This window comes from Romboutsia sp. 1001285H_161024_C4 (genome assembly GCF_015550185.1).
In the GTDB taxonomy this organism is placed as follows: Bacteria; Bacillota; Clostridia; order Peptostreptococcales; family Peptostreptococcaceae; genus Romboutsia_C; species Romboutsia_C hominis.
The window spans coordinates 1-21,724 of the sequence record NZ_JADNAJ010000018.1 but is presented as its reverse complement, the minus strand read 5'-3'; the positions used below and the strand labels follow the sequence as shown (position 1 = coordinate 21,724).

The 21,724-nt window shown below is 31.2% G+C and carries 21 protein-coding genes, 4 tRNA genes and 1 riboswitch; of the genes, 1 reads left to right on the top strand and 24 read right to left on the bottom strand.

The genetic code is table 11. From position 1 onward, the window contains the following. On the bottom strand, positions 1–464 hold a 464-nt coding region (locus I1959_RS14835; RefSeq protein WP_271894438.1), incomplete at its 3' end, for an S-adenosylmethionine synthetase N-terminal domain-containing protein. A 182-nt stretch (positions 465–646) separates the two neighbouring features. Continuing rightward, positions 647–752: riboswitch (SAM riboswitch) on the bottom strand. 213 nt (positions 753–965) lie between these two features. On the opposite strand from I1959_RS14835, the gene yyaC reads away from it, so the two are divergent. After that, on the top strand, positions 966–1,475 hold the full coding sequence (gene yyaC / locus I1959_RS14830; protein WP_092921909.1) for a spore protease YyaC: 510 nt from the start codon (positions 966–968) through the stop codon (positions 1,473–1,475). Positions 1,476–1,697: 222 nt separating this feature from the next. Here the strand turns inward: yyaC and fabZ are convergent, their stop codons facing one another. From fabZ to I1959_RS14715, 23 genes are all read right to left on the bottom strand, one after another. Next, a complete protein-coding gene (gene fabZ / locus I1959_RS14825; RefSeq protein WP_166506110.1) occupies positions 1,698–2,126 on the bottom strand; it encodes a 3-hydroxyacyl-ACP dehydratase FabZ in 429 nt (142 codons plus the stop codon). Positions 2,127–2,142: 16 nt separating this feature from the next. Then, positions 2,143–3,162, bottom strand: coding sequence for a rod shape-determining protein (locus tag I1959_RS14820; RefSeq protein WP_195238855.1), 1,020 nt, complete (start codon positions 3,160–3,162; stop codon positions 2,143–2,145). Between the two features lie 117 nt (positions 3,163–3,279). Further along, positions 3,280–3,546 carry a sporulation transcriptional regulator SpoIIID gene (spoIIID, locus tag I1959_RS14815; protein ID WP_092921904.1) on the bottom strand — a complete coding sequence of 89 codons (267 nt, stop codon included), beginning with the start codon at positions 3,544–3,546 and terminating at the stop codon, positions 3,280–3,282. A 96-nt stretch (positions 3,547–3,642) separates the two neighbouring features. Beyond that, complete coding sequence (locus I1959_RS14810; RefSeq protein WP_195238853.1) at positions 3,643–4,302, bottom strand: M23 family metallopeptidase; 660 nt, start codon at positions 4,300–4,302, stop codon at positions 3,643–3,645. A gap of 254 nt (positions 4,303–4,556) precedes the next feature. Further along, positions 4,557–5,576 carry a stage II sporulation protein D gene (gene spoIID, locus I1959_RS14805; RefSeq protein WP_195238851.1) on the bottom strand — a complete coding sequence of 340 codons (1,020 nt, stop codon included), beginning with the start codon at positions 5,574–5,576 and terminating at the stop codon, positions 4,557–4,559. A 73-nt stretch (positions 5,577–5,649) separates the two neighbouring features. Beyond that, positions 5,650–6,903, bottom strand: coding sequence for a UDP-N-acetylglucosamine 1-carboxyvinyltransferase (gene murA / locus I1959_RS14800; RefSeq protein ID WP_092921898.1), 1,254 nt, complete (start codon positions 6,901–6,903; stop codon positions 5,650–5,652). 21 nt (positions 6,904–6,924) lie between these two features. Then, the gene (locus tag I1959_RS14795; RefSeq protein WP_240275474.1) at positions 6,925–7,662 is read right to left on the bottom strand and encodes a YwmB family TATA-box binding protein; all 738 of its coding nucleotides are present in this window, start codon (positions 7,660–7,662) and stop codon (positions 6,925–6,927) included. Between the two features lie 114 nt (positions 7,663–7,776). Next, the gene (locus I1959_RS14790; RefSeq protein ID WP_166506112.1) at positions 7,777–9,327 is read right to left on the bottom strand and encodes a nitrite/sulfite reductase; all 1,551 of its coding nucleotides are present in this window, start codon (positions 9,325–9,327) and stop codon (positions 7,777–7,779) included. Positions 9,328–9,748: 421 nt separating this feature from the next. Then, the gene (glmS, locus tag I1959_RS14785; protein WP_092921894.1) at positions 9,749–11,578 is read right to left on the bottom strand and encodes a glutamine--fructose-6-phosphate transaminase (isomerizing); all 1,830 of its coding nucleotides are present in this window, start codon (positions 11,576–11,578) and stop codon (positions 9,749–9,751) included. Between the two features lie 310 nt (positions 11,579–11,888). Continuing rightward, positions 11,889–13,235 (bottom strand): phosphoglucosamine mutase, encoded by a 1,347-nt coding sequence (gene glmM / locus I1959_RS14780; RefSeq protein ID WP_166506113.1) that lies wholly within the window; start codon positions 13,233–13,235, stop codon positions 11,889–11,891. A gap of 164 nt (positions 13,236–13,399) precedes the next feature. Beyond that, the gene (locus I1959_RS14775) at positions 13,400–13,942 is read right to left on the bottom strand and encodes a 2-oxoacid:acceptor oxidoreductase family protein (protein ID WP_092921890.1); all 543 of its coding nucleotides are present in this window, start codon (positions 13,940–13,942) and stop codon (positions 13,400–13,402) included. Position 13,943: 1 nt separating this feature from the next. Then, entirely contained in the window at positions 13,944–14,699 is a 756-nt protein-coding gene (locus I1959_RS14770) for a thiamine pyrophosphate-dependent enzyme (protein WP_092921888.1), read from the bottom strand. Then, positions 14,699–15,775 (bottom strand): 3-methyl-2-oxobutanoate dehydrogenase subunit VorB, encoded by a 1,077-nt coding sequence (locus I1959_RS14765; protein WP_166506114.1) that lies wholly within the window; start codon positions 15,773–15,775, stop codon positions 14,699–14,701. The genes I1959_RS14770 and I1959_RS14765 overlap by 1 nt, the downstream gene beginning before the upstream one ends. A gap of 24 nt (positions 15,776–15,799) precedes the next feature. Beyond that, entirely contained in the window at positions 15,800–16,015 is a 216-nt protein-coding gene (locus I1959_RS14760; RefSeq protein ID WP_092921884.1) for a 4Fe-4S binding protein, read from the bottom strand. 47 nt (positions 16,016–16,062) lie between these two features. Beyond that, positions 16,063–16,740, bottom strand: coding sequence for an ATP-binding protein (locus tag I1959_RS14755; protein WP_195238850.1), 678 nt, complete (start codon positions 16,738–16,740; stop codon positions 16,063–16,065). Between the two features lie 49 nt (positions 16,741–16,789). Continuing rightward, a complete protein-coding gene (gene buk, locus I1959_RS14750; protein ID WP_195238849.1) occupies positions 16,790–17,884 on the bottom strand; it encodes a butyrate kinase in 1,095 nt (364 codons plus the stop codon). 21 nt (positions 17,885–17,905) lie between these two features. Beyond that, complete coding sequence (gene ptb / locus I1959_RS14745) at positions 17,906–18,808, bottom strand: phosphate butyryltransferase (protein WP_195238848.1); 903 nt, start codon at positions 18,806–18,808, stop codon at positions 17,906–17,908. A 410-nt stretch (positions 18,809–19,218) separates the two neighbouring features. Continuing rightward, complete coding sequence (locus tag I1959_RS14740) at positions 19,219–20,394, bottom strand: CdaR family protein (protein ID WP_195238847.1); 1,176 nt, start codon at positions 20,392–20,394, stop codon at positions 19,219–19,221. Further along, the gene (cdaA, locus tag I1959_RS14735) at positions 20,391–21,233 is read right to left on the bottom strand and encodes a diadenylate cyclase CdaA (protein WP_092921874.1); all 843 of its coding nucleotides are present in this window, start codon (positions 21,231–21,233) and stop codon (positions 20,391–20,393) included. Before cdaA ends, I1959_RS14740 begins: the two co-directional genes overlap by 4 nt. Before the next feature lie 151 nt (positions 21,234–21,384). Continuing rightward, a tRNA-Arg gene (locus I1959_RS14730) sits at positions 21,385–21,461 on the bottom strand. Positions 21,462–21,473: 12 nt separating this feature from the next. Continuing rightward, a tRNA-Gly gene (locus tag I1959_RS14725) sits at positions 21,474–21,548 on the bottom strand. A gap of 8 nt (positions 21,549–21,556) precedes the next feature. Continuing rightward, a tRNA-Asn gene (locus I1959_RS14720) sits at positions 21,557–21,632 on the bottom strand. Positions 21,633–21,647: 15 nt separating this feature from the next. Further along, positions 21,648–21,724: transfer RNA gene (locus I1959_RS14715), tRNA-Asp, on the bottom strand.

Genomic DNA, 21,724 nt, shown 5'->3' with positions numbered 1-21,724 from the left:
TTATGAGCTAAAGATATTGGAAGTGGCATTAACTCTTCTGTTTCATTACAAGCGAAACCAAACATTATACCTTGGTCTCCTGCTCCAACCTTTTCTATTTCATCTTCAGCATTTTCACCTTCTCTATTTTCTAAGGCTTCATCAACACCCATAGCTATATCGCCTGATTGCTCATCTATTGCAGTTATTACTGCACAAGTATCACAGTCAAATCCATATTTAGCTCTGTCATACCCTATTTCTCTTACTGTTTCTCTTACTAATTTAGGAATATCTACATATGTATTAGTACTTATTTCTCCTGCTACTAATACTAATCCTGTTGTAGTTGTTGTTTCACAAGCTACTCTTGCATGTGGATCTTTCTCTAATAATGCATCTAGTATAGAATCTGATATTTGGTCACAGATTTTATCTGGATGCCCTTCCGTTACTGATTCCGACGTAAATAAATGTCTTGCCATTTGTATCTCCTCCTTAATATAATTCGTTTCATTTAGATTTGATTTCTAATCATTTATAATGATTTTTCTAAAATACAACCTAATTAAATCTTAAGAGCTAGGAGTTTAGTAATTATTTATCTAATAAAAAAACCTCTTCTTATTAAGAAGAGGTTAATTATTTCGTATATGCTAATTAACTAACCTCATCTCTCAAAACTATAAAGTCTTGTAGGATTTAGCACCTTTTCCCTAATGGGTGGTTGCTGGGCTTCACAGGGCCTGTCCCTCCGCCGCTCTTGATAAGGTAATCAAGAATTTATTAAGTTATTATTTTATATCACTAACTTATATGTTACTACCTTTTTTACATACTGTCAATCTTTTATGCAATAATTTTTTGCTTGTCTATTCAAACTATCTTGTATCCTATTTAATAATTTTTTCATATTATATCTTATAAATCTATATAGGTCTTTTTTTATCCTATATTTCATATATTCTTGTGAAGGGGGTGTTCCTATGTATCTGGCCAAGGTCAATTATAATAAAGAAAATGTTGTTGAAATCCTTTGTTCTGTACTTAGAGACATAATAAATGATAATACAGTTGTGGTCTGTATAGGAACAGATCGGGCTATAGGTGATGCTCTTGGCCCTTTAGTTGGCACTATGCTTAAAAATAGCGACTTTAATTTCCCTGTCTACGGAACTTTAGATAATCCTATTCATGCTTTAAATATATATGAGTCTATCGAGCATATAAAAAAGGCTCATCCTAACGGAAATTTTCTAGCTATTGATGCATGTCTGGGTGCAAAAAATAATATAGGAAATATCCAGGTCAGAGAAGGTCCTATTCTTCCTGGCAAGGGGGTAGGTAAAAAATTACCTCAAATAGGAAACTACTCTATTGTAGGTATTGTAGATAAGATTGATGAAAATAATAGATTTTCTTTTAATAACGTTCGACTTAGTTTTATATTAGAACTTGCTGAGCTTATATCTTTATCTTTACTTCTTTCTACATGACAAATCTATATTGAATATAACTATTCTCTAGATTAAATTTTTATAGGTTAGGCTATTTATCTGTTTTTATTATTTTTTTAATGTTCTGTGTACAAATTTTGACATATCACATATTTCAAAACAAGTCTACTTGATTGTTTTATCTAATAATTTACTTAAATCATATATCAATCTTAGAAAAATAAAAATAAGGCTATTTCCTTTAAGGAAATAGCCTTATTTTTATTTTTCTACAAGAGCAAACATTAACTCTCCACTACATACTAATTCTTCATTAACAAAAGCTTTTGCTAAAGCTTTTCCAATATTTCTCCTTATAGATGTCATTTCAACTTCCATAGTTAATGTATCTCCAGGTCTTACTTCTTTTTTAAATCTAACTTTATCTATACCTGCAAATACTCCTAATTTCCCTCTATTCTCATCTACTGACATCATAGCAACACACCCTACTTGAGCCATAGCTTCTATTATAAGTACACCTGGCATTATCGGGTATTCTGGGAAATGCCCTTGGAAAAATGGTTCATTTACACTCACATTTTTTATACCTTTAGCTCTTTTTCCCTCTTCTAGTTCTATTATTCTATCTACTAATAAAAATGGATATCTATGTGGTATTAATTCTTTTATTTGGTCTATATTTAACATTTAAGTACCCTCCTAATTATCTCTTTTTGAAGGTACCTCCTGTTTCAAGTAAATCTAAAGAACTTAAAGCAATTCCTGTACCTTTTGCAACACAAGATAAAGGTTCATCAGCCACTACAACTTTAATTCCTGTTCTATTTTCTATTCTTTTATCTAGTCCATATAACAATGAACCTCCACCAGTCATTATTATTCCAGTATCACTTATATCTGCTGCTAATTCTGGTGGTGTTTTCTCTAGCACAGAAAGTGTTGATGCAACTATCTGCTCTGAGCATTCATTAAGAGCTTCTAGCATTTCAGTTGAATTTATAACTATGGATTCTGGTAATCCTGTAATTAAATTACGTCCACTTATTTTAATGCTCTTTTCATCTTCTCTTTTATATGCACAACCTACTTCTATTTTGATTTTTTCTGCAGTTCTCTCTCCTATAAGAAGATTATATTGTTTTCTAATATATCTTACTATAACTTCATCAAACCTATCTCCACCCATTTTTATGGATTCGCTAACTACAGCTCCTCCTAGAGAGGTTACCGCGATATCTGCTGTTCCTCCACCAATGTCTATAACCATGCTTCCATTAGGTTTAGCTATATCTACTCCTGCTCCTATAGCCGCTGCTATTGGCTCTTCTATTATATATACATCTCTCGCTCCAGATTGTCTTGTAGCTTCTTCTACAGCTCTTTTTTCAACATCTGTAACTCCTGTAGGAACACATACCATTATTCTTGGCATAAAAAATCTACCAAAACCTTTTTTATCTACAGCTTTATCTATAAAATAAGTTAACATTTTTTCAGTTACATCATAATCAGAAATTACACCATCTCTTAGTGGTCTTATAGCTACTATATTACCAGGTGTTCTTCCTATCATTCTTCTAGCTTCTTCTCCTACCGCTAAGACAGATTTAGTTCTTTTATCGATTGCTACAACAGAAGGCTCTTCTAATACAATCCCTTTTCCGCTAACATATACAAGAACATTAGCAGTACCTAAGTCTATCCCTATGTCCGCTCTAGACATGTTCTCAACTCCTTTTTGCATATTTTATATCTAAACGACTCATTGTCTAAAACACTCCTATAATACAAAATATACAAAAATACTACTTTAGTCAAGAATAATAAAAAAAATGTAGGTTTAACCTACATTTTTTTTGGAGCTCTTTTCATACTTAAGCTTTGTAGCCATTCCTCCTCTTATGTGTCTTTCAGATTTATTTTTTTCTAAAACCATCTTAACTTCTTTAGCTAAAGATGGGTTTATTTCTTCTAAACGTTCTGTTACATCTTTATGTATTGTACTTTTACTAACTCCAAATGTCTTCGCTGTTTGACGAACAGTTGTATTTTTCTCTAGTATATATTTAGCCACAACGATTGCTCGTTCCTCTATATGAGATCTCAAAGCTTTCCCTCCTCACATACTAGCCTTAATCATATATATGTGAGAAAGAAAAGAAATATAACAGACTTAACCAAATTTGATTAAGTCTGTTATATTTTATTTTATTAAACTCATTGGATCTATTGATTCTTTTCCTTTGAAGGCTTCTATATGAATATGTGGTCCCTCTGAACTCTCAACTACAGATGTATTTCCTGCTAGAGCTATTACATCTCCTTCTTTGACTGCTTGTCCTTCTTTGACTTTAATATCTTCACTTAAATTAGAATATATTACTGTTTTACCTTCACTTTCTACTTCAACTGACATACCATTAGCATCATCTTTAAAAATGTTAGTTACTTTTCCTGATAATAAACTTTTTATACTTTGTCCTTCTTTACAACTTACGTCTAGACCTTTATGCACTTCCCATAAGTTCAATGTTTCTGAGTAACTAGGTTCCTTTGCTGAATATTCTCTAATTACTTTTTCTCCTACAAATTCAAGTTTCGATGTTTTTTTAACCTCTTTATTTTTTGCTGTTTCTAAGTTTTCCTTTGATTCTGTAGAAGTTGGTACAGCATCTTTATTTTCATTTTCTATTAGATGAACTTCATCTTCTTTTTTACTATTTTCTTTATCATTTACTATTTCATTATTTGATGCTAGGTCGTTAACATCATTTTTTACAAACCAAACTCCTCCGACCGCAAGTAAACTAATGCATACAAATAATGCCAAATAAAATCCATCTTTTTCTAGTAGCTTTTTCATACAGCACCTCCAAATATATTTATGTATTTGTATTCTTATCTTTTATTTATATTTTTATACAATTTATACATATTTTGGATTAATCAAAAATGAATTTTATCTATTATTATATATGAAACTGACATATTTCCAAAGATTTCTCACGTTTTTTTAATACCTTTTTTGTACTTTTAAAATTGTAGCTATATTATCTGTACAAACTATTAACAGTTCTATACTTAATATAAAAAAGAGCTTGATAAAAGCTCTTCTAATTAATATAAGTCTGTTATATCTGTTTCTTGATAATAATGATTTAGTATTTCATAATATCGATACCCTTCTTCTGCCATACCTTGTGCTCCCCACTGGCTCATTCCAACACCATGTCCATATCCTTTTACTAAAAAATCTATATGATTCTCTCCAAATTTTAATTCAAAATTGGATGAATTTAATTTAAATATACCTCTAATTTCTCTTCCTCTAATCTCCTTATTCCCAATTTTTATCTTATCTACAGATCCACCATCACTTCTATTTAAAATTTTTATTTGATTCTCTAGGTTAGATGGATTTAAACCTGCATTTTTATAATTACGATTTATAGCATTTATAAAATCTTTATTGCTTATCTTTAACTCAGAAGTATATTTAGGAGAGTACTCTTTATCATAAGGACTTTCGACAGATTGTAAATATGGATATGCTTGTGCAAATACTTCTTCACAGTTTTCTGTCTTTCCTGATGATGTAGAGAAATATAGTGTAAGTATAGGTTCTCCCTTATAAGTTATTATCTGACCCTTTGTATCTCGTACTGCTTGCTGTATTTTAGGGTAATATTTATCCATCCAATCTTGTCCATTCTTTGCTTTTAGTTCTTCATAATTCTTATATTCTTGGCAATGATTATAGTCAGTACATACGACTGCATTGCTATGCTGATTTGATTTTCCTTGATTTTCTTTATACATTACATAAGTTCTTGCTGCTACAGCTTGTGCTTTAAGAGCTTCAATATTAAAGTCTACAGGCATCTCTCCTGCTAAAACTCCACATAAATACTTTTCTATATCCATCTTCTCAGTCTTATTAGTTTTATGATTATATATATTTATTAAAGGAGCTTCTTTATCAACTGTTTCATAGTTGATTATCTTTTTTTTAGGATTGCTTAATGCCGATTCGTTTTGTATAGCCTCTATCCCATCGTAAGATACTACACTTAAAAATACAGGAACTGCTATAGACAAACCAACTATACTTCCTAAAAATACTAAAGGGTTATTCATATATTTTCCTCCTTAGTTAATTACTTGTACTTAAAATATATGAATAACCCTATTTATTTATTACTATTTATTTTTAGTCTTCTATTATCTCTATGTTTCCACCTAAAGCAGTTATTTTCTTATCTATATCAACATATCCTCTTTGTACGTGATATATTTCTCCTATTTGAGTTTCTCCTTCTGCTATAAGTCCGCATAATATAAGTGCTGCACCAGCTCTTAAATCTGTCGCATTAACTTTAGCACCATATAATTGGTTTACTCCATTTACTATCGCGCTCTTTCCTTCTATTTTTATGTTTGCTCCCATTCTATTAAATTCGGCAACATGCATAAATCTATTTTCAAATACAGTTTCTGTAACTACCCCAGTTCCATTAGCTATTGTAAGCATAGCCATGAATTGAGCTTGAACATCTGTTGGGAATCCTGGGTGAGGTAAAGTCTTTATATCTATTGGCTTTAACACTTCAGGTCCTATAACTCTAACTGTATTATCTTTTTCTATTATTTCACATCCAGCTTCTATTAATTTAGCTGTAACTGGTTTTAAATGTTCCATCATTACATTTTCTATTGTTATATCACCTTTTGTCATAGCTGCTGCAACCATATAAGTAGCTGCTTCTATTCTATCAGGTATTATTGTATGCTCTGCACCTTTTAATTCTTTAACACCTTTTATCTTTATAGTGTTAGTTCCTGCACCTTTTACATTAGCTCCCATTTCATTTAAGAAATTAGCTAAATCTACTATTTCTGGTTCTTCTGCAGCATTTTCTATTATAGTTGTTCCTTCAGCTAAAGCTGCTGCCATCATTATGTTTTCAGTAGCTCCTACTGATGGGAAATCTAAGTATAATTTAGTACCCACTAATTTATCAGTTGTAGCTTCTACGAATCCATGATCCATATCTACTTTTGCACCTAAATGCTTAAATCCTTTTAAATGTAAATCTATAGGTCTTGTTCCTATAGCGCATCCTCCTGGCATAGATATTTTTGTGTGGTTAAATCTAGCAAGTAATGGCCCCATTACTAAGAAAGATGCTCTCATCTTACTTACTAACTCATATGGTGCTTCACAAGTAGTTATGTTGCTTGCATCTACTGTTAAAGTGTTATCCTTATATTCTACTTTTGCTCCTAAGTGTCTTAATAAATCAGATATAACATGAACATCTTTTAAGTTAGGTACACACTTTAAAGTTGACTTACCGTTTGCTAATAACGTCGCCGCTATTATTGGTAACACTGCATTTTTAGCTCCGTCTATTTTAACACTTCCATTAAGTGGATTACTCTTTTTTACTATTATCTTTCCCATTTTTATTGTCTCTCCTCATAATTAATAATCTAATTTTATAATAGGTGTAGCAATATAAATTAATGTTTTATCTTCGTCTTCGCTATACCTCATCCCTATATTCAAATTAATATTATTTCCTAAATATTCTAAGTCATTTCCTTGTAAGATCTTACTATCTGCTGTAACAGATATAAAATTTTCCTCTTGTATTCTATCTACTTCTTGTGCATTCATATTATATAATATTTTCGTTAAAATATCATCACATTTGCTTAAATGTAACTTTTCTGAATATTCTCCAGATATACATGTATTTATATCTGCATTAATTGCAAATTTTTCTAATGTATTCTCAAGAACTGTATAAACGCCCACTATATTTTTATATACTTTATTCTGTAATATGTCAACCATTATGTGAGCCTCTTCGTCATTTTTCTTTATGAAAATTATGGAAATGCTTTCATCTTCTATTTTACCGCTTAAATGAATCTGTTTCTCATCTTTATTCCATATTTCTTCCCATGCTAAATCACTTTCTTCTAGTCCTAAATTATTAAGTATTTCTGTGCACATATCAACCATTTCTTCTTTTGATATGTTGTAATTTATAGAACCATTTGCTTTTATGTTATAAAAATTGAACTTAGCCTCTGTGTTTATAAATGTTCGTATTAATTCATTATATTCATTTTTTGATTTTGTATCCGCAAAAGATATTAGTATACCCATCATCATTAATATTAAAAATATACATATCATTTTAATTAGTTTCATGTAAAAGCCCCCATTAATTTATATATTATACTTAAATTATTAACATTTTTGGATATGATATACAAAAATAAAGCACTAAGATGACTTTAATCATCTTAGTGCTTTATTTTATTATTATGCTATATATTTATTTGCAAATTCCTTGAATTCCTCAACATTAGATCCTAAATATTCTTCAAAATTAATATTTTTTTCATCTAATAATAATCCTAAATTATATAAAAACTCTGGTATTTTATCACTAGCTATATCTCCATAAACTTCCCCAAGTTTTACGTTATCTTTTTTAGCCACACCACCTACATATAAAGTAAATGCTTCTTTTAACTCTCCATCTATTTTTTTCTTTTTACCTCCAAATCCAATTATACCTATTTGATGAGTTCCACAAGAACTTGTACATCCTGATATATGAATTCTTGGTAATTTATTTGTTGTATAGTTTTTCTTTTTGAAGTAGTCTAATATACTATGTAATAAACCTTGACTCTCTCCTATACCTATCTGACAAGTAGGGACACCTATACAACATGAAGTTTGTTCTATTGGAGTATTTCCACCCATAGTTTTTGTTAACTCTAATATATTTTTAGCTTCCTCTCCATTAAGATTTCTAAAATAAACACCTTCGCTCATAGAAAGTCTTATTTCTAAATCTTCAATTGACTCTAAAGCATTTATTAATGCTTCTAAGTCAGTTAGTTTTAGCTGTCCTCCAATTGGATGAAGATATACACTATATAACCCCTCTTGTTTTTGAGGTATTAGTCTTATATCTTGTAAATCTATTTTTGATCCTTTCTTTTTACAAGTTTTATTTTCTATATTTAAATCTAAATTTTCTCTTTCTTTTACTTCTTTTAGATGTTTTTTATAACATTTTAAGAACTCTTCTTCACCCATACTAGCTACAATATATCTTGTACGAGCTTTGTTTCTATTTTCATAGTTACCCTCAGCTATAAATAACTCTATCATAGCTTGTACATGGTATAAAACATCACTCTTTGGAACTAACTCATCATATTCCACTGCTTTTGCAGGATTCTTACCAATTCCACCTGCTATATAAAGCTTGAAAAATTCTTCTCCATTTTCTTTTACTGCTAAGAAACCTAAATCTTGTACAGTACAGTTAGCTGTATCTTCGCTACTATTTGAGAAAGATACTTTTAATTTTCTAGGTAACTTATATTTATATATGTCTTTCATTAAATATTCATTTACTTTTAAAGCATATTCTGTAACATCAAATGCTTCCCCTATTTCTACTCCTGATAATGGTGATAAGGCAACATTTCTAGGGAAGTTTCCTCCTCCACCTCTTGTATATATACCATGCTTTAATCCATCTTCCATTATGTCACAAACTTCATCTATTCCTAAGCCATGTAATTGTATAGCTTGACGAGTAGTTAAATGTACTTTATCTAGATTATATTTTTTAGCGCAATCATATATATATTTAAGCTTTTCTATATCAAGAACACCACTTGCTGTTCTAAGTCTTATCATAAATTCTTTACCACCACGATGAGCATATACACCCATTCCTCCTGATGCATGTTTGAATTCATTTACTGAAATTTCACCATTTACAAATTTATGACCTTTTTCCCTAAATTCAGGTATCTCATTTAATAATATATCTCTTAGCTCTTCCAATGTGTTTCCCTCCATTATAAAATAGGTTTTATTTAAATTGTAAATCTATGTAAGTACTTTGTAAACCCTAGCACCTATGCGATATTTTTATGGTTACTATATAATAATTTGATAGTTATTTTTATAACTATTGAATCATTATATATACATAACAAATTAATATAAGAACATGCTTTTGTTATATACTAATATTAATATTATGTAACTACAAAGAATATATATTCTAAAAAATAAAAAGTTTGATTCCCTAATGTAGACAACGACTTCATCCGTTAATTAAAGTGTCCTTTTAAAAATTTTAAACTTATTAATATATCTTGTATATGAATTTTCAATAGTCCTATATTTAATAAAAAATCTTTATATGTAAAAAAGGACTACCTTAGTAAGGTAGTCCTTTATATATCTTTTAATTTAAAATTTATTCAACTGTTACTGATTTAGCTAGATTTCTTGGCTTATCTACATCACAACCTCTTTCAACTGCAACGTAGTAAGATAATAATTGAAGTGGTAAAACTGTTAATATACTTGATAATATATCATCCACATTTGGTATATATATTACCTTATCAGCAGCTTTTTCAACTTCTTTATTCTTTTCTTGAGCTATTGCTATAACATAAGCTCCTCTAGCTCTAACTTCTTCCATATTAGATACCATTTTTTCAAATAGTTCTTCTTGAGTAGCTATAGCTATTACTGGAGTTCCTTTTTCTATTAAAGCTATTGTACCATGCTTTAACTCTCCAGCAGCAAATGCTTCAGCATGTATATAAGATATTTCTTTTATCTTTAATGCACCTTCCATAGCTAAGTTATAATCTAATCCTCTACCTAAGTAGAAAGCACTACTTGCTTCTCTTAATGTTTTAGCTACATCTTCTTTTATATAAGTTTCTTGTTCTAATGCTTTTGAAACTTTTTCTGGCATTTCTTTTAATTTTTCTATCATTTCATTGTAGAACTCTTTTGTTATAGTTCCTTTCTTTATAGCAAAGTCTAATGCTATCATGTAGAATGAAACTAATTGAGTTGTGTATGCCTTAGTTGATGCAACAGATATTTCTGGACCTGCCCATGTATAGAACACATCATCTGATTCTCTAGCTATAGAAGAACCAACAACGTTAGTTACTGATAATATTCTAGCTCCTCTTTCTTTAGCATATCTTAATGATGCTAAAGTGTCAGCAGTTTCTCCAGATTGACTTACTAATATTAATAAAGTATTTTCGTCAACAAATGGATCTCTATATCTAAATTCAGATGCTATATCAGTTATTACTGGTATCTTTGCAAACTTTTCTATAGCAAACTTTCCTACAAGACCTGCATGATATGCTGTACCACATGCAACTATATAAACTTTATTTATTTTGTCTAAGTCTTCCTTAGTCATTTTTATATCATCTAATTGGATTTCTCCATTTTCATTTAATCTTCTTATTAATGTTTCTTTAACTCCGTTTGGTTGTTCGTATATTTCTTTTAACATGAAATGCTCATATCCACCTTTAGATGCAGCTTCAACATCCCAAGTTATTTCTGTAACTTCTTTTTTAACTTCTTCTCTATTTTCATTTAATACTGTTAATTTATCTCCAACTATATGAACAAACTCTCCATTTTCTAAGAAGTATACATTTCTAGTATACTTTAGTATTGCAGGTATATCTGATGCTATAAAGTTTTCACCTTCACCAAGACCTACTACTAATGGGCTATCTTTTCTTACTGCAACTAATTCACTGTTATTATCTTTACATATAACACCTAATGCATATGCTCCTCTTAATCTTTCAGTTGCCTTATAAACAGCATCTAATAGGTTTCCTTCGTAGTATTTATCTACTAAGTGAGCTACTACTTCTGTGTCTGTTTGAGATAAGAATACTACACCTTCTGCTTGTAATTCTTCCTTTAATTCCATGTAGTTTTCTATTATACCATTGTGAACTACTGCTATTGTCTTATCCATATTGAAATGAGGATGTGAGTTTACATCTGATGGTTCTCCATGAGTTGCCCATCTAGTATGTCCTATTCCTAATCCACCTTCTATAGGATTTTTTTCTAAATCTTCAGCAAGTATTGCTAACCTTCCCTTGAACTTTCTTATTTCTAATTCATTTCCAGTGTTTACTGCAACACCAGCCGAGTCATATCCTCTATACTCTAATTTTGAAAGTCCTTCTACTAATACTTCTGTTGCTTGTCTGTGTCCTAAATATCCAACTATTCCACACATATTAAAATTCCTCCTAAAAATATTTTTTGTTTTATATATTTTAAGAGTTAGGTCATATTTACTTAAGTTTTCCCTTTGTCCAAAGAATTACTCCCTTGTTTTAAAGAAACTTTTACGATGGTAAATTCACCGCAGAGCATCCGCCGATAATTCGATAAACTCTGTCCTCGTCAACTTAGAAATTTTATAAAGTATTTCTTATAGCTAAGTTCTGGCGCTTTATAAAGTGAATACTAAGAAATATCTTAGCAATTCACCCTTTTAACTTTTACGCTTGGGTAATACTAGGCCTTAGCATTCACTTTTTAAATTACGATAGTTTTTCTTGTATAAGGTTAGCTAAATTTGTAGCTAATTCTTTTATTTGACCTTCCTCTTTACCCTCTAACATAACTCTTACTAATGGTTCTGTTCCTGATGGTCTTATTAATACCCTTCCACATCCATCTAGTAATTTTTCTATTCTTTCTATTTCACTCTTTATTTCTGGGTATTCCATGTATCTATTTTTATTTTCATTCTTTATTCTAGCATTAACTAACACTTGTGGATATTGAGTCATCACTGCTGCTAATTCTGATAACTTCTTACCTTCTTCTAATACTATTTGGGCTAATACTAATGAACTTAATACTCCATCTCCTGTAGTATTATAGTCTAAGAATATCATGTGCCCTGATTGCTCTCCACCTAAGTTATATCCAGTGTTTTTCATTTCTTCAAGTACATATCTATCTCCTACAGCAGTAGTAGCTAGATTTATTCCATGTTCCTTAGCTGCTATAGTAAGTCCTATATTACTCATCACTGTAACTACTAATGTATCCTTTGCTAACTTACCTTTATTCTTTAAGTGTATTGCACTTAATATCATTATATGGTCGCCATCTACAATGTTTCCATTTTCATCAACAGCTATTAATCTATCTGCATCACCATCATATGCAAGACCTAAGTCAGCATTATTCTCTACAACAGCTTTTTGTAATCCCTCTGGATGTGTTGAACCACATTTATCATTTATATTATTTCCATTTGGTTGACTATTTATTGTTACAACGCTTGCACCTAATTCTTTAAATATTATTGGTGCAACATTATAAGATGCTCCATTAGCACAGTCTAACACAACTTTTAATCCTTTAAAATCTACTTTTACTATAGATTTTAAGTAATCTATATAATCTCTCTGTGAATCATGTACATATACCTTTCTTCCAACATTTTCTCCTACTGGAAGATAATCAACCTTTTCTATATTGTCTATATAATTTTCTATTTCTAATTCTACAGAATCATCTAATTTATATCCATCTTTATTGAAGAACTTTATACCATTGTACTCAACTGGATTGTGAGATGCTGATATAACAACACCACAATCAGCTTCATATTTTCTAGTTAGGTATGCAACTGCTGGTGTTGGAACTACCCCAACTGTCATTACATCACATCCAACAGACATAAGTCCTGCTATTAAAGATGCTTCTAACATATCTCCTGATACTCTTGTGTCTTTTCCAACTACTACTTTAACTTTTTCTTTTCCTTGAGCTAGTACATATCCTCCAGCTCTACCTAATCTGTATGCTAAATCGCAAGTAAGTTCTGTATTTGCTACACCTCTTACTCCGTCTGTTCCAAAATACTTTCTCATAAAAAATCTCCTTTCGTGAAGAAAAGCTCGTCAATTATAATATATTATTATACACATTTAAGTGTTCTTAATTCCAAGTTTATTCCATAAAGACATTTTAATACATATATAAAAAAAGGACAATAGAATTCTTTCTATTGTCCCCTTTTTTGTAACTTTTTATATTATTTTATAGAACTAGATCCTTTTTGTAAAGCTTCCTTATTTAATGGAACGAATTTTTCTTTACTTGGTCCAAATACTTTCTTGAATGCTTCTAAAACTGAGTCTACCTCTACTGTTGGTTCAGTTTTTAAATAAGCACCTAACATTACCATGTTAGCAACTCTAGGGTTTCCTAACTCTAAAGCTATATCATTAGCTGGTATATAGTAAACATCAACATCATCTCTTTCTACTTTTCTTTCTATAAGAGAACTGTTAACTAATATTTTTCCACCTGGCTTAACTTCACTTTCAAACTTATCAAGTGATGGTAAGTTCATTACTATTGCACAAGTTGCATCTCCTGCTATAACTGGAGAACCAACTGGCTTATTAGATACAGTTACTGAACAGTTAGCTGTACCTCCACGCATCTCTGGTCCATAAGATGGTAACCAAGAAACTTCTTTACCTTCTAGCATACCTGCATATGTAAGTAATTGTCCCATAGACATTACCCCTTGACCACCAAATCCTGCACATATTACTCTAGCTGTAGACATATTACTTCACCTCCTCAGCGATTTCAACATCTTTTATATTGCCTATTGGATAGTATGGCATCATATTATCTCTTAACCATTGTAATGCATCATTTGGATTTAATCCCCAGTTAGTTGGACATGTAGATAAAACTTCTACTATACCAAATCCAAGTCCTGCTTGTTGTACTTCGAATGCTTTCTTTATAGCTTTTTTAGCTTTTCTAACATTAGCAGGAGTATCTACAGAAACTCTTTCTACAAACACTGCACCTGGTAATGTAGCTAGCATTTCACTCATTCTTATTGGGAATCCTTGCTTATCTATTTGTCTACCATATGGAGCTGTTGTAGCTTTTTGTCCAACTAATGTAGTTGGAGCCATTTGCCCACCAGTCATTCCATATATAGCATTATTTACGAATATTGTAGTGAATTTTTCACCTCTAGCTGCTGCATGAACTATTTCAGCTGTACCTATAGATGCTAAGTCTCCATCTCCTTGGTATGTAAATACTGTCTTATCTGGATGAACTCTCTTTATTCCAGTAGCTGCTGCTGGAGCTCTACCATGAGATGCTTCTTGCATATCACAATTAAAATAGTTGTATGCTAAAACTGAACATCCAACTGGAGCTACACCTATAGTGTCTCCTAATACATCTAACTCTTCTAATACTTCTCCTACTAATCTGTGGATTATACCATGAGTACATCCTGGGCAGTAGTGTGTTTGAGCATCTGTTAATCCCTTAGTTTTCTTAAATACAACTGACATTATCTAGCACCTCCTACAGCTAATTCACTTTCCATTACTTCTTTTGCTTTATTAGCTATACTTTCTGGATCAGGTATCATTCCTCCTGCTCTTCCGTAGAAGTGTACAGGTAATCTTCCTTCAACAGCTAATCTTACATCCTCTACCATTTGCCCCATACTCATTTCAACAGTTAATAAGCTTTTAGCTTCTGGTATTTGATTGAATGCTTCAAATGGGAATGGCCATAAAGTCTTAGGTCTTATTAAACCAGCTTTGATTCCTTCTTCTCTTAACATATCTATAGAATTTTTAACTATTCTTGCTGTAGTACCATAAGCTACAAATACTAATTCAGCATCTTCAGTCTTATACATTTCATAATCAACTTCATTTTTTTCTATTTCTCTGTACTTAGCTTCTAGCTTTATACAGTGTTTTTCTAGTTCATCTGGTTGTAAGTATAAAGAATTTATTATATTAGGCTTTCTTTCTCCTTTAGTTCCTACTGTAGCCCAATCTTTAGGTTTTAATTCTCTAGTTTTAGGAGCTTTAAATTCTACTGGCTCCATCATTTGTCCTATCATACCATCTGCAACTACCATAACTGGAGTTCTATAGTAATCAGCAACATTGAAAGCTTCCATTATCATATCAACAGCTTCTTGAACTGTAGCTGGAGCATAAACTGGAGTTCTATAATCTCCATTTCCTCCACCTCTTGTAGACATAAAGTAGTCAGATTGAGAAGGTTGTATTCCTCCAAGTCCTGGACCACCTCTCATTACGTTAACTACAACACATGGTAATTCAGCACCTGCTGCATAAGTTATACCTTCTTGTTTTAAAGCTATTCCTGGTGAAGATGAAGAAGTCATAACTCTAGCTCCTGCTCCTGCTCCACCATATATCATGTTTATAGCAGAAACTTCTGATTCAGCTTGAACAAATACTCCTCCAACATTAGGTAGTTCTTTAGACATATATTCTGGTAACTCATTTTGTGGTGTTATTGGATAACCGAAGAAATATTTACATCCAGCTTCTATAGCTGCTTTCCCAAATGCTTCGTTACCCTTCATAAGTATCTTAGCCATTTACAAATCCCCCTTATATTTTAATTAGTCTCTCTCAACTGTTATAACTGCATCTGGACACATAGTCGCACAGTTTGAACAACCTATACATTTATCCATTTCTACTACTGTAGCTGGATTGTATCCCTTTTTGTTGATTTTGTTATTATCAATTACTACTATTTGCTTTGGACATGCAGCTACACATAATGCACATCCTTTACAAAGGTCTTGATTGAAAGTTACAGTTCCCTTAGCCATATTCCTTTGTCCCCCTTAGAAAAATTTATAATTATTTTACTAATAAACTACATCCAAGCTTCTCTCATATAAAGCTTGATAGGGAAAATTTCTCCCTCTAAACCTTCTGGAAGTTGTGGAACTAATTCTTCTAAACATACTATATATTTAACTGGTATATCATACTGTCTAGACACTTGCTCAACTAATTTTTGACCTTTTAAAACATCATCAATTGTAGTTGACCTTACTAAATGTGTATTGTTTACTAGCCCAGTAACCTTAAGACCAGAAGATTTCTCAATTGCTCTTATATGACCTATTACATCTTCTACTGACTGAGTATATTCTCTATTAGCGTTTACTACGCAAAACATATCGTAGTCAGCTTTTTCTATTAATTCGTGGAATCTACCTACCACTCTAGCTCCTACGTTGTCCCCTCCTACATCCATAACATAACTATAAGAACTATCTGTTATTGGTGACATTATTTGAGGAGATATAGCTGGTAAATCTAAAGTTGGTGCGTCTATTGAACTATATATAGGAAGGATATCTAAAGAATTTAACAAATCCTTTTTTTCCCTTGTTCTAAAATAAACATTTACTACATCTAAATCTGATAAGGCAACTTTACCTTCTACCTCATTTCTTAATTTGGTAACATAGTTCATAGCAAACTCACTTTTACCACTACCATAGTGTCCTATTATAATTCTTATCCTCTTATCATCTCTTATCATTAGTTACCACCTATTAAGTCAATTTTGTATTTATATTAAATTTATATCATTAACTATATTGAACTTCATATCCATAATTTTTGGGTTCTTCTTCTTTATTTAATACTCTAAGTCCACCTTGAGCTAATGCTATCATTTCATCTTCACCTGGGTAAACTTTTACATCAGATATAAAATTAACTCTCTCTTTAATCATTCCTGTAAACATCTTAGAGTAAGCTATTCCACCAGTTAAAAGGATTGCATCTACATTACCTTTTAATACTGATGCACAAGAACCTATTTCTTTACTTACTTGGTAAGCCATAGCTTCATATACTAATTTAGCTTTTTCATCACCAGCTTCTATTCTAGATTCAACTTCTCTACCATCATTAGTATTTAAGTATCCTACTAGACCACCATTTCCTTTTATCTTTTTCTTTATTTCATCTTGAGTGTATTTTCCACTAAAGCACATCTTCACTAAGTCTCCGACCGGTAATCCACCACTTCTCTCTGGCGAAAATGGCCCTTCTCCATCTAAAGCATTGGCAACATCTATTACTTTACCTTTTTCATGTGCTCCAACAGATATTCCTCCACCCATATGTGCTACTATAAAGTTACAGTCAAAATACTCTTTTTCTAATTCTTTAGCTGCTCTTCTAGCAGTAGCCTTTTGGTTTAAAGCATGGAATATACTCTTTCTATCTATATCTTCACTCCCTGATATTCTAGCTACATCATCCATTTCATCTACAACTACTGGATCAACTATGTAAGATGGTACATTTACTGCATCTCCTATTTCTTTTGCTATAATTCCGCCTAGATTTGATGCATGTTCCCCTAATACACCAACCTTTAAGTCATCAATCATAGCTTCATTAACAATATAAGTTCCACCTTCTATAGGCTTAAGAAGTCCACCTCTACCTACTACTGCATCTAAATCAGATGTTTTTATTCCACCTTCTGTTAATGCATCTTCAATCACTGTTTTTCTAAACTCAAACTGATCTGAAATCTTCTCATACTTGCCTATTTCTTCAGAAGAATGTCTTAAAGTTTTTTCAAAGACTAAATCCTCATTATCAAATACTGCAATCTTCGTTGATGTTGAACCAGGATTTATAGTTAATATTTTGAATACCTTATTCAATTGTGTTACCCCCTTAATAAACTAGGCTTTAGCTGCCATTAATACCCCTAATGCTATAGAATTTAGTTTAGTTTCCTCATTGTCTGCTCTTGATGTTAATATAATAGGCGCTTTAGCCCCTACTATCACACCTGCATTTTTAGATTTTGAGAAAAATACTAATGATTTATATAATATATTTCCAGCTTCTATATCTGGAGCTAATAATATATCTGCTTTACCTGCTACTGGATGATTTATTCCCTTATGATTTGCGGCTTCTATTGATACAGCATTGTCTAATGCAAATGGACCTCCTACTATGCATCCTTTTATTTCGCCTTTTTCACACATTTCTTCTAATTCTTTGGCATCTATTGTATCTTGCATTTTAGGATTTACTTTTTCTTTAGCACATAATGCTGCTACTTTTGGTGTGTTGATATCGAGTGCATGAGCTACCGTGCATGAATTTTCTATGATTTGTTTTTTGATATTTACATCTGGTGATAAGTTCATAGCTGCATCAGTTATAAAGAATAATCTATCATAACCTTCTACATCAAATACAGCTACATGGCTTAGTACATTCCCTGTTCTTAAACCAACCTCTTTATTTAATACAGCCTTTAGAATTATAGATGTATCTACCAAGCCTTTCATTACCATATCAGCTTTTCCTTGAGATACTAATTCTACTGCTTTTAATGACGCTTCTGATAAATCTTTTATATCTATTAATTCATAGTTATTAAGGTCTATACCTACATCATTTGCTATTTCTCTCGTTTTTTCTATATCCCCTACTAATATAGCCTTTGCTATCCCTTCTTTTCTCGCCATTTCTACTGCCATTAATACTTCTTTATCTTGGCAACATGCTACAGAGATAGTTTTAGGACCTCTTTCCTTAGCGAATTTTATTACTTCTGTAAAGTTTTTCATCTAATCCACCCCATTTTGTATCCAATAAATATAGATTGGTACGTTTAGCTTTTAATAAACATCTCTATCCCCTTAATTCTGTTAATTTTTAAGCTAATTACTAATTTGTCTCATACCTATATTATATATATTCCACCAACGTTTTCCCACTATATTTATAATTTTTAAATTTTCAGAATTATTTTACTTTTATATAATGTCAATTATCCTTTTAAAAAAGCTTCAATATATATATTATGTATAATTATACCTTTAATAGTTATAATCCTTTATAATTAACAGATTTTTAATTATTTTTTTATTTGCTGATATATTGGTAAACTATTTTAGTAAATCTAAGAGCCATATTATTTCATATTAATTAAAAAAGACATAAGAAAAATACTATATTTTCTTATGTCTTTATATTATTATATCTCACTTGGATCTATAACTATTTTATTAAATTTATAACTAGAATCATATTCTATCTTATATTTTTGGTTTTCATTTGGCTTAGATAAATCTATGTATAGTTTTATATCCGATTTTTCTAAGTTTTCTATTGTACTAGGATAATCAACAGTAACCTTTATAGATTCTGGAATATCGATATCTGATGTATTCTTACCATCTGAATTTCTTAATTCTATTTCATCTTTGCTATAAGTAAATTCCTTCTGTAATGATTTATCGCCATTAAGCTTTATAGTAATATATTTTGTATCTGATGATATACCTTTTGGAATATTTAACTCTACATCCTTAGGAAATCCAGATGTTATATCATCTAAATTAACCTCTTTAGTTTCTATATATTCTATACCATCGATTAAATCTTTACTCCCTTTTATGACGATATTGCTTTTACTAAGCTCATAACTTGGTACTTTTTCATTATCTGATGTATTTTCTTTTAATTTAACTCTTATTGGAACAGTTTTTTCTTTTAATAACGTTGCTGATACTTTTAATGTTGATTGATATAACTTTACGCCTTTAACTTTATTTCCATTTTTATCTACTGGTATTAAATTAATTTCACTTGAAAAATCTTGTGTTCTTGAGCCTACATCTAATACTCCAATCACTTTAGTTACCTCATTCACTAAAGTCCTTGGACCTGATACTTCTATGCTCTTTTTATCTCCATCTATACTTACTTTATCTATATTACCTTTAGAATTTCCTTCTAATTTAACTTCTATATTTTTATTTTCTTGTACTATTTTATCTAAATTAACTGCTATAACATTACTCTTTAGCTCATGAGTCATTCCTGGCAAAGTCGGTACCCTTAAGTATACTTGATTTTTTCCTTCCATAGGATTTTCTATAGTACCATAAACATGTATATCCTCTTTTTTTACCTTTTGTATCTTAGATAATTTGCCGGAAATAGAAACATCAATAGTCAATTCTCCATCTGGATAAATTACAAAACCTTTTTCTTTTAATTCATTCATATTACTTATAACTATAGGGACGTTCTCAAATAGCTTAGTATCCGTCGGATCCACTATTGCCATTACATATAGCCATAATGTTATTGCGCTAAGCAGGGATATTAATTTTATTTTTGTATTATGCTTTAATTTATTCATCATTTAAATATCCCACCTTTTAAAAAGCTTTTTTCATCAACTTTAGGCTTTAAATTTTTCTTAAGTATACTTTCCATTCTTTCTTTTGGTATATTTCTATATATTTTTCCCGCTTTTGCAATTGATACATCCCCTGTTTCTTCTGATACTATAAGGGATATACAGTCAGAAACTTCACTTACTCCGACTGCTGCTCTATGTCGTGTTCCTAGATCCTTACTTAAGTCTTTACTCTCTGTTAAAGGAAGGAAACATGCAGCAGCTTTTACCTTTGAGTCTCTAATAACAACTGCTCCATCATGTAATGGTGTATTTGGAATAAATATATTAATTAGTAATTGTCTTGATACCTCTGCATCTATTATAGTTCCCGTATTTATTATATCACCTATCTTAGTTTCTCTTTCCATTATAATAAGAGCTCCTATTTTTTGTCTTGATAGTGAATATAAAGCCTCGACAATCTCTTCTATCATTTTATTAAATGTTTCTTCAGATGTATTAGGACTTCCTTTTAGAAAGAATTTAAATCTCGTCCTACCTATATGTTCAAGTCCTGCCCTAAGTTCTGGCTGGAATATTATTATTGCAGCTAAAAAACCAATCTCAAGAGCATTTACTAATAGCCAGTGAAGTGTATGCAATTTAAAAGTCTCGCTCAACTGAGTCGCTACTAATAAAAATATTATTCCTTTTAAAACTTGCTCTGCTCTTGTATCCTTTATAAACATAAATATTTTATAAAATATATATGCTACTATGGATATATCTATAATATCATTTACAGTTACTTTATTGATAATATCCAAAAAACCACTGAAAAAAGAATTTATATCCAACACAGTTTTGTCCTCCTGTTTGACAGCTTCTTCATTACTATATTAAGTATTATACTATATTAATATAAGTATATACAAACTATTTAGCTCCTATCATTTTTTATAATTTAAAAATAAACATAAAAAAAAGTTTCACTATAGTGAAACTTTATATTGGTGAGCGCACAGGGATTCGAACCCCGGACACACGCCTTAGAAGGGCGTTGCTCTATCCAGCTGAGCTATGCACCCATGTAATTAAAATGGAGCGGGAAACGAGATTCGAACTCGCGACTTCAACCTTGGCAAGGTTGCGCTCTACCGCTGAACTATTCCCGCAGATTCAATGGCGGGAATAACAGGACTCGAACCTGTGACCCATTGATTAACAGTCAATTGCTCTACCAACTGAGCCATATTCCCGCGTATTAAATTAAGTGGCGACCTGGAAGGGACTCGAACCCTCGACCTCCAGCGTGACAGGCTGGCATTCTAACCAGCTGAACTACCAGGCC

Coding starts and splice junctions, on each gene's coding strand:
- yyaC (WP_092921909.1), top strand. CDS start 966: ATGTATCTGGCCAAGGTCAATTATAATAAAGAAAATGTTGTTGAAATC.
- fabZ (WP_166506110.1), bottom strand. CDS start 2,126: ATGTTAAATATAGACCAAATAAAAGAATTAATACCACATAGATATCCA.
- I1959_RS14820 (WP_195238855.1), bottom strand. CDS start 3,162: ATGTCTAGAGCGGACATAGGGATAGACTTAGGTACTGCTAATGTTCTT.
- I1959_RS14810 (WP_195238853.1), bottom strand. CDS start 4,302: ATGAAAAAGCTACTAGAAAAAGATGGATTTTATTTGGCATTATTTGTA.
- spoIID (WP_195238851.1), bottom strand. CDS start 5,576: ATGAATAACCCTTTAGTATTTTTAGGAAGTATAGTTGGTTTGTCTATA.
- murA (WP_092921898.1), bottom strand. CDS start 6,903: ATGGGAAAGATAATAGTAAAAAAGAGTAATCCACTTAATGGAAGTGTT.
- I1959_RS14795 (WP_240275474.1), bottom strand. CDS start 7,662: ATGAAACTAATTAAAATGATATGTATATTTTTAATATTAATGATGATG.
- glmS (WP_092921894.1), bottom strand. CDS start 11,578: ATGTGTGGAATAGTTGGATATTTAGGACACAGACAAGCAACAGAAGTA.
- glmM (WP_166506113.1), bottom strand. CDS start 13,235: ATGAGAAAGTATTTTGGAACAGACGGAGTAAGAGGTGTAGCAAATACA.
- I1959_RS14775 (WP_092921890.1), bottom strand. CDS start 13,942: ATGTCTACAGCTAGAGTAATATGTGCAGGATTTGGTGGTCAAGGGGTA.
- I1959_RS14770 (WP_092921888.1), bottom strand. CDS start 14,699: ATGTCAGTTGTATTTAAGAAAACTAAGGGATTAACAGATGCTCAAACA.
- I1959_RS14765 (WP_166506114.1), bottom strand. CDS start 15,775: ATGGCTAAGATACTTATGAAGGGTAACGAAGCATTTGGGAAAGCAGCT.
- I1959_RS14760 (WP_092921884.1), bottom strand. CDS start 16,015: ATGGCTAAGGGAACTGTAACTTTCAATCAAGACCTTTGTAAAGGATGT.
- I1959_RS14755 (WP_195238850.1), bottom strand. CDS start 16,740: ATGATAAGAGATGATAAGAGGATAAGAATTATAATAGGACACTATGGT.
- ptb (WP_195238848.1), bottom strand. CDS start 18,808: ATGAAAAACTTTACAGAAGTAATAAAATTCGCTAAGGAAAGAGGTCCT.
- I1959_RS14740 (WP_195238847.1), bottom strand. CDS start 20,394: ATGATGAATAAATTAAAGCATAATACAAAAATAAAATTAATATCCCTG.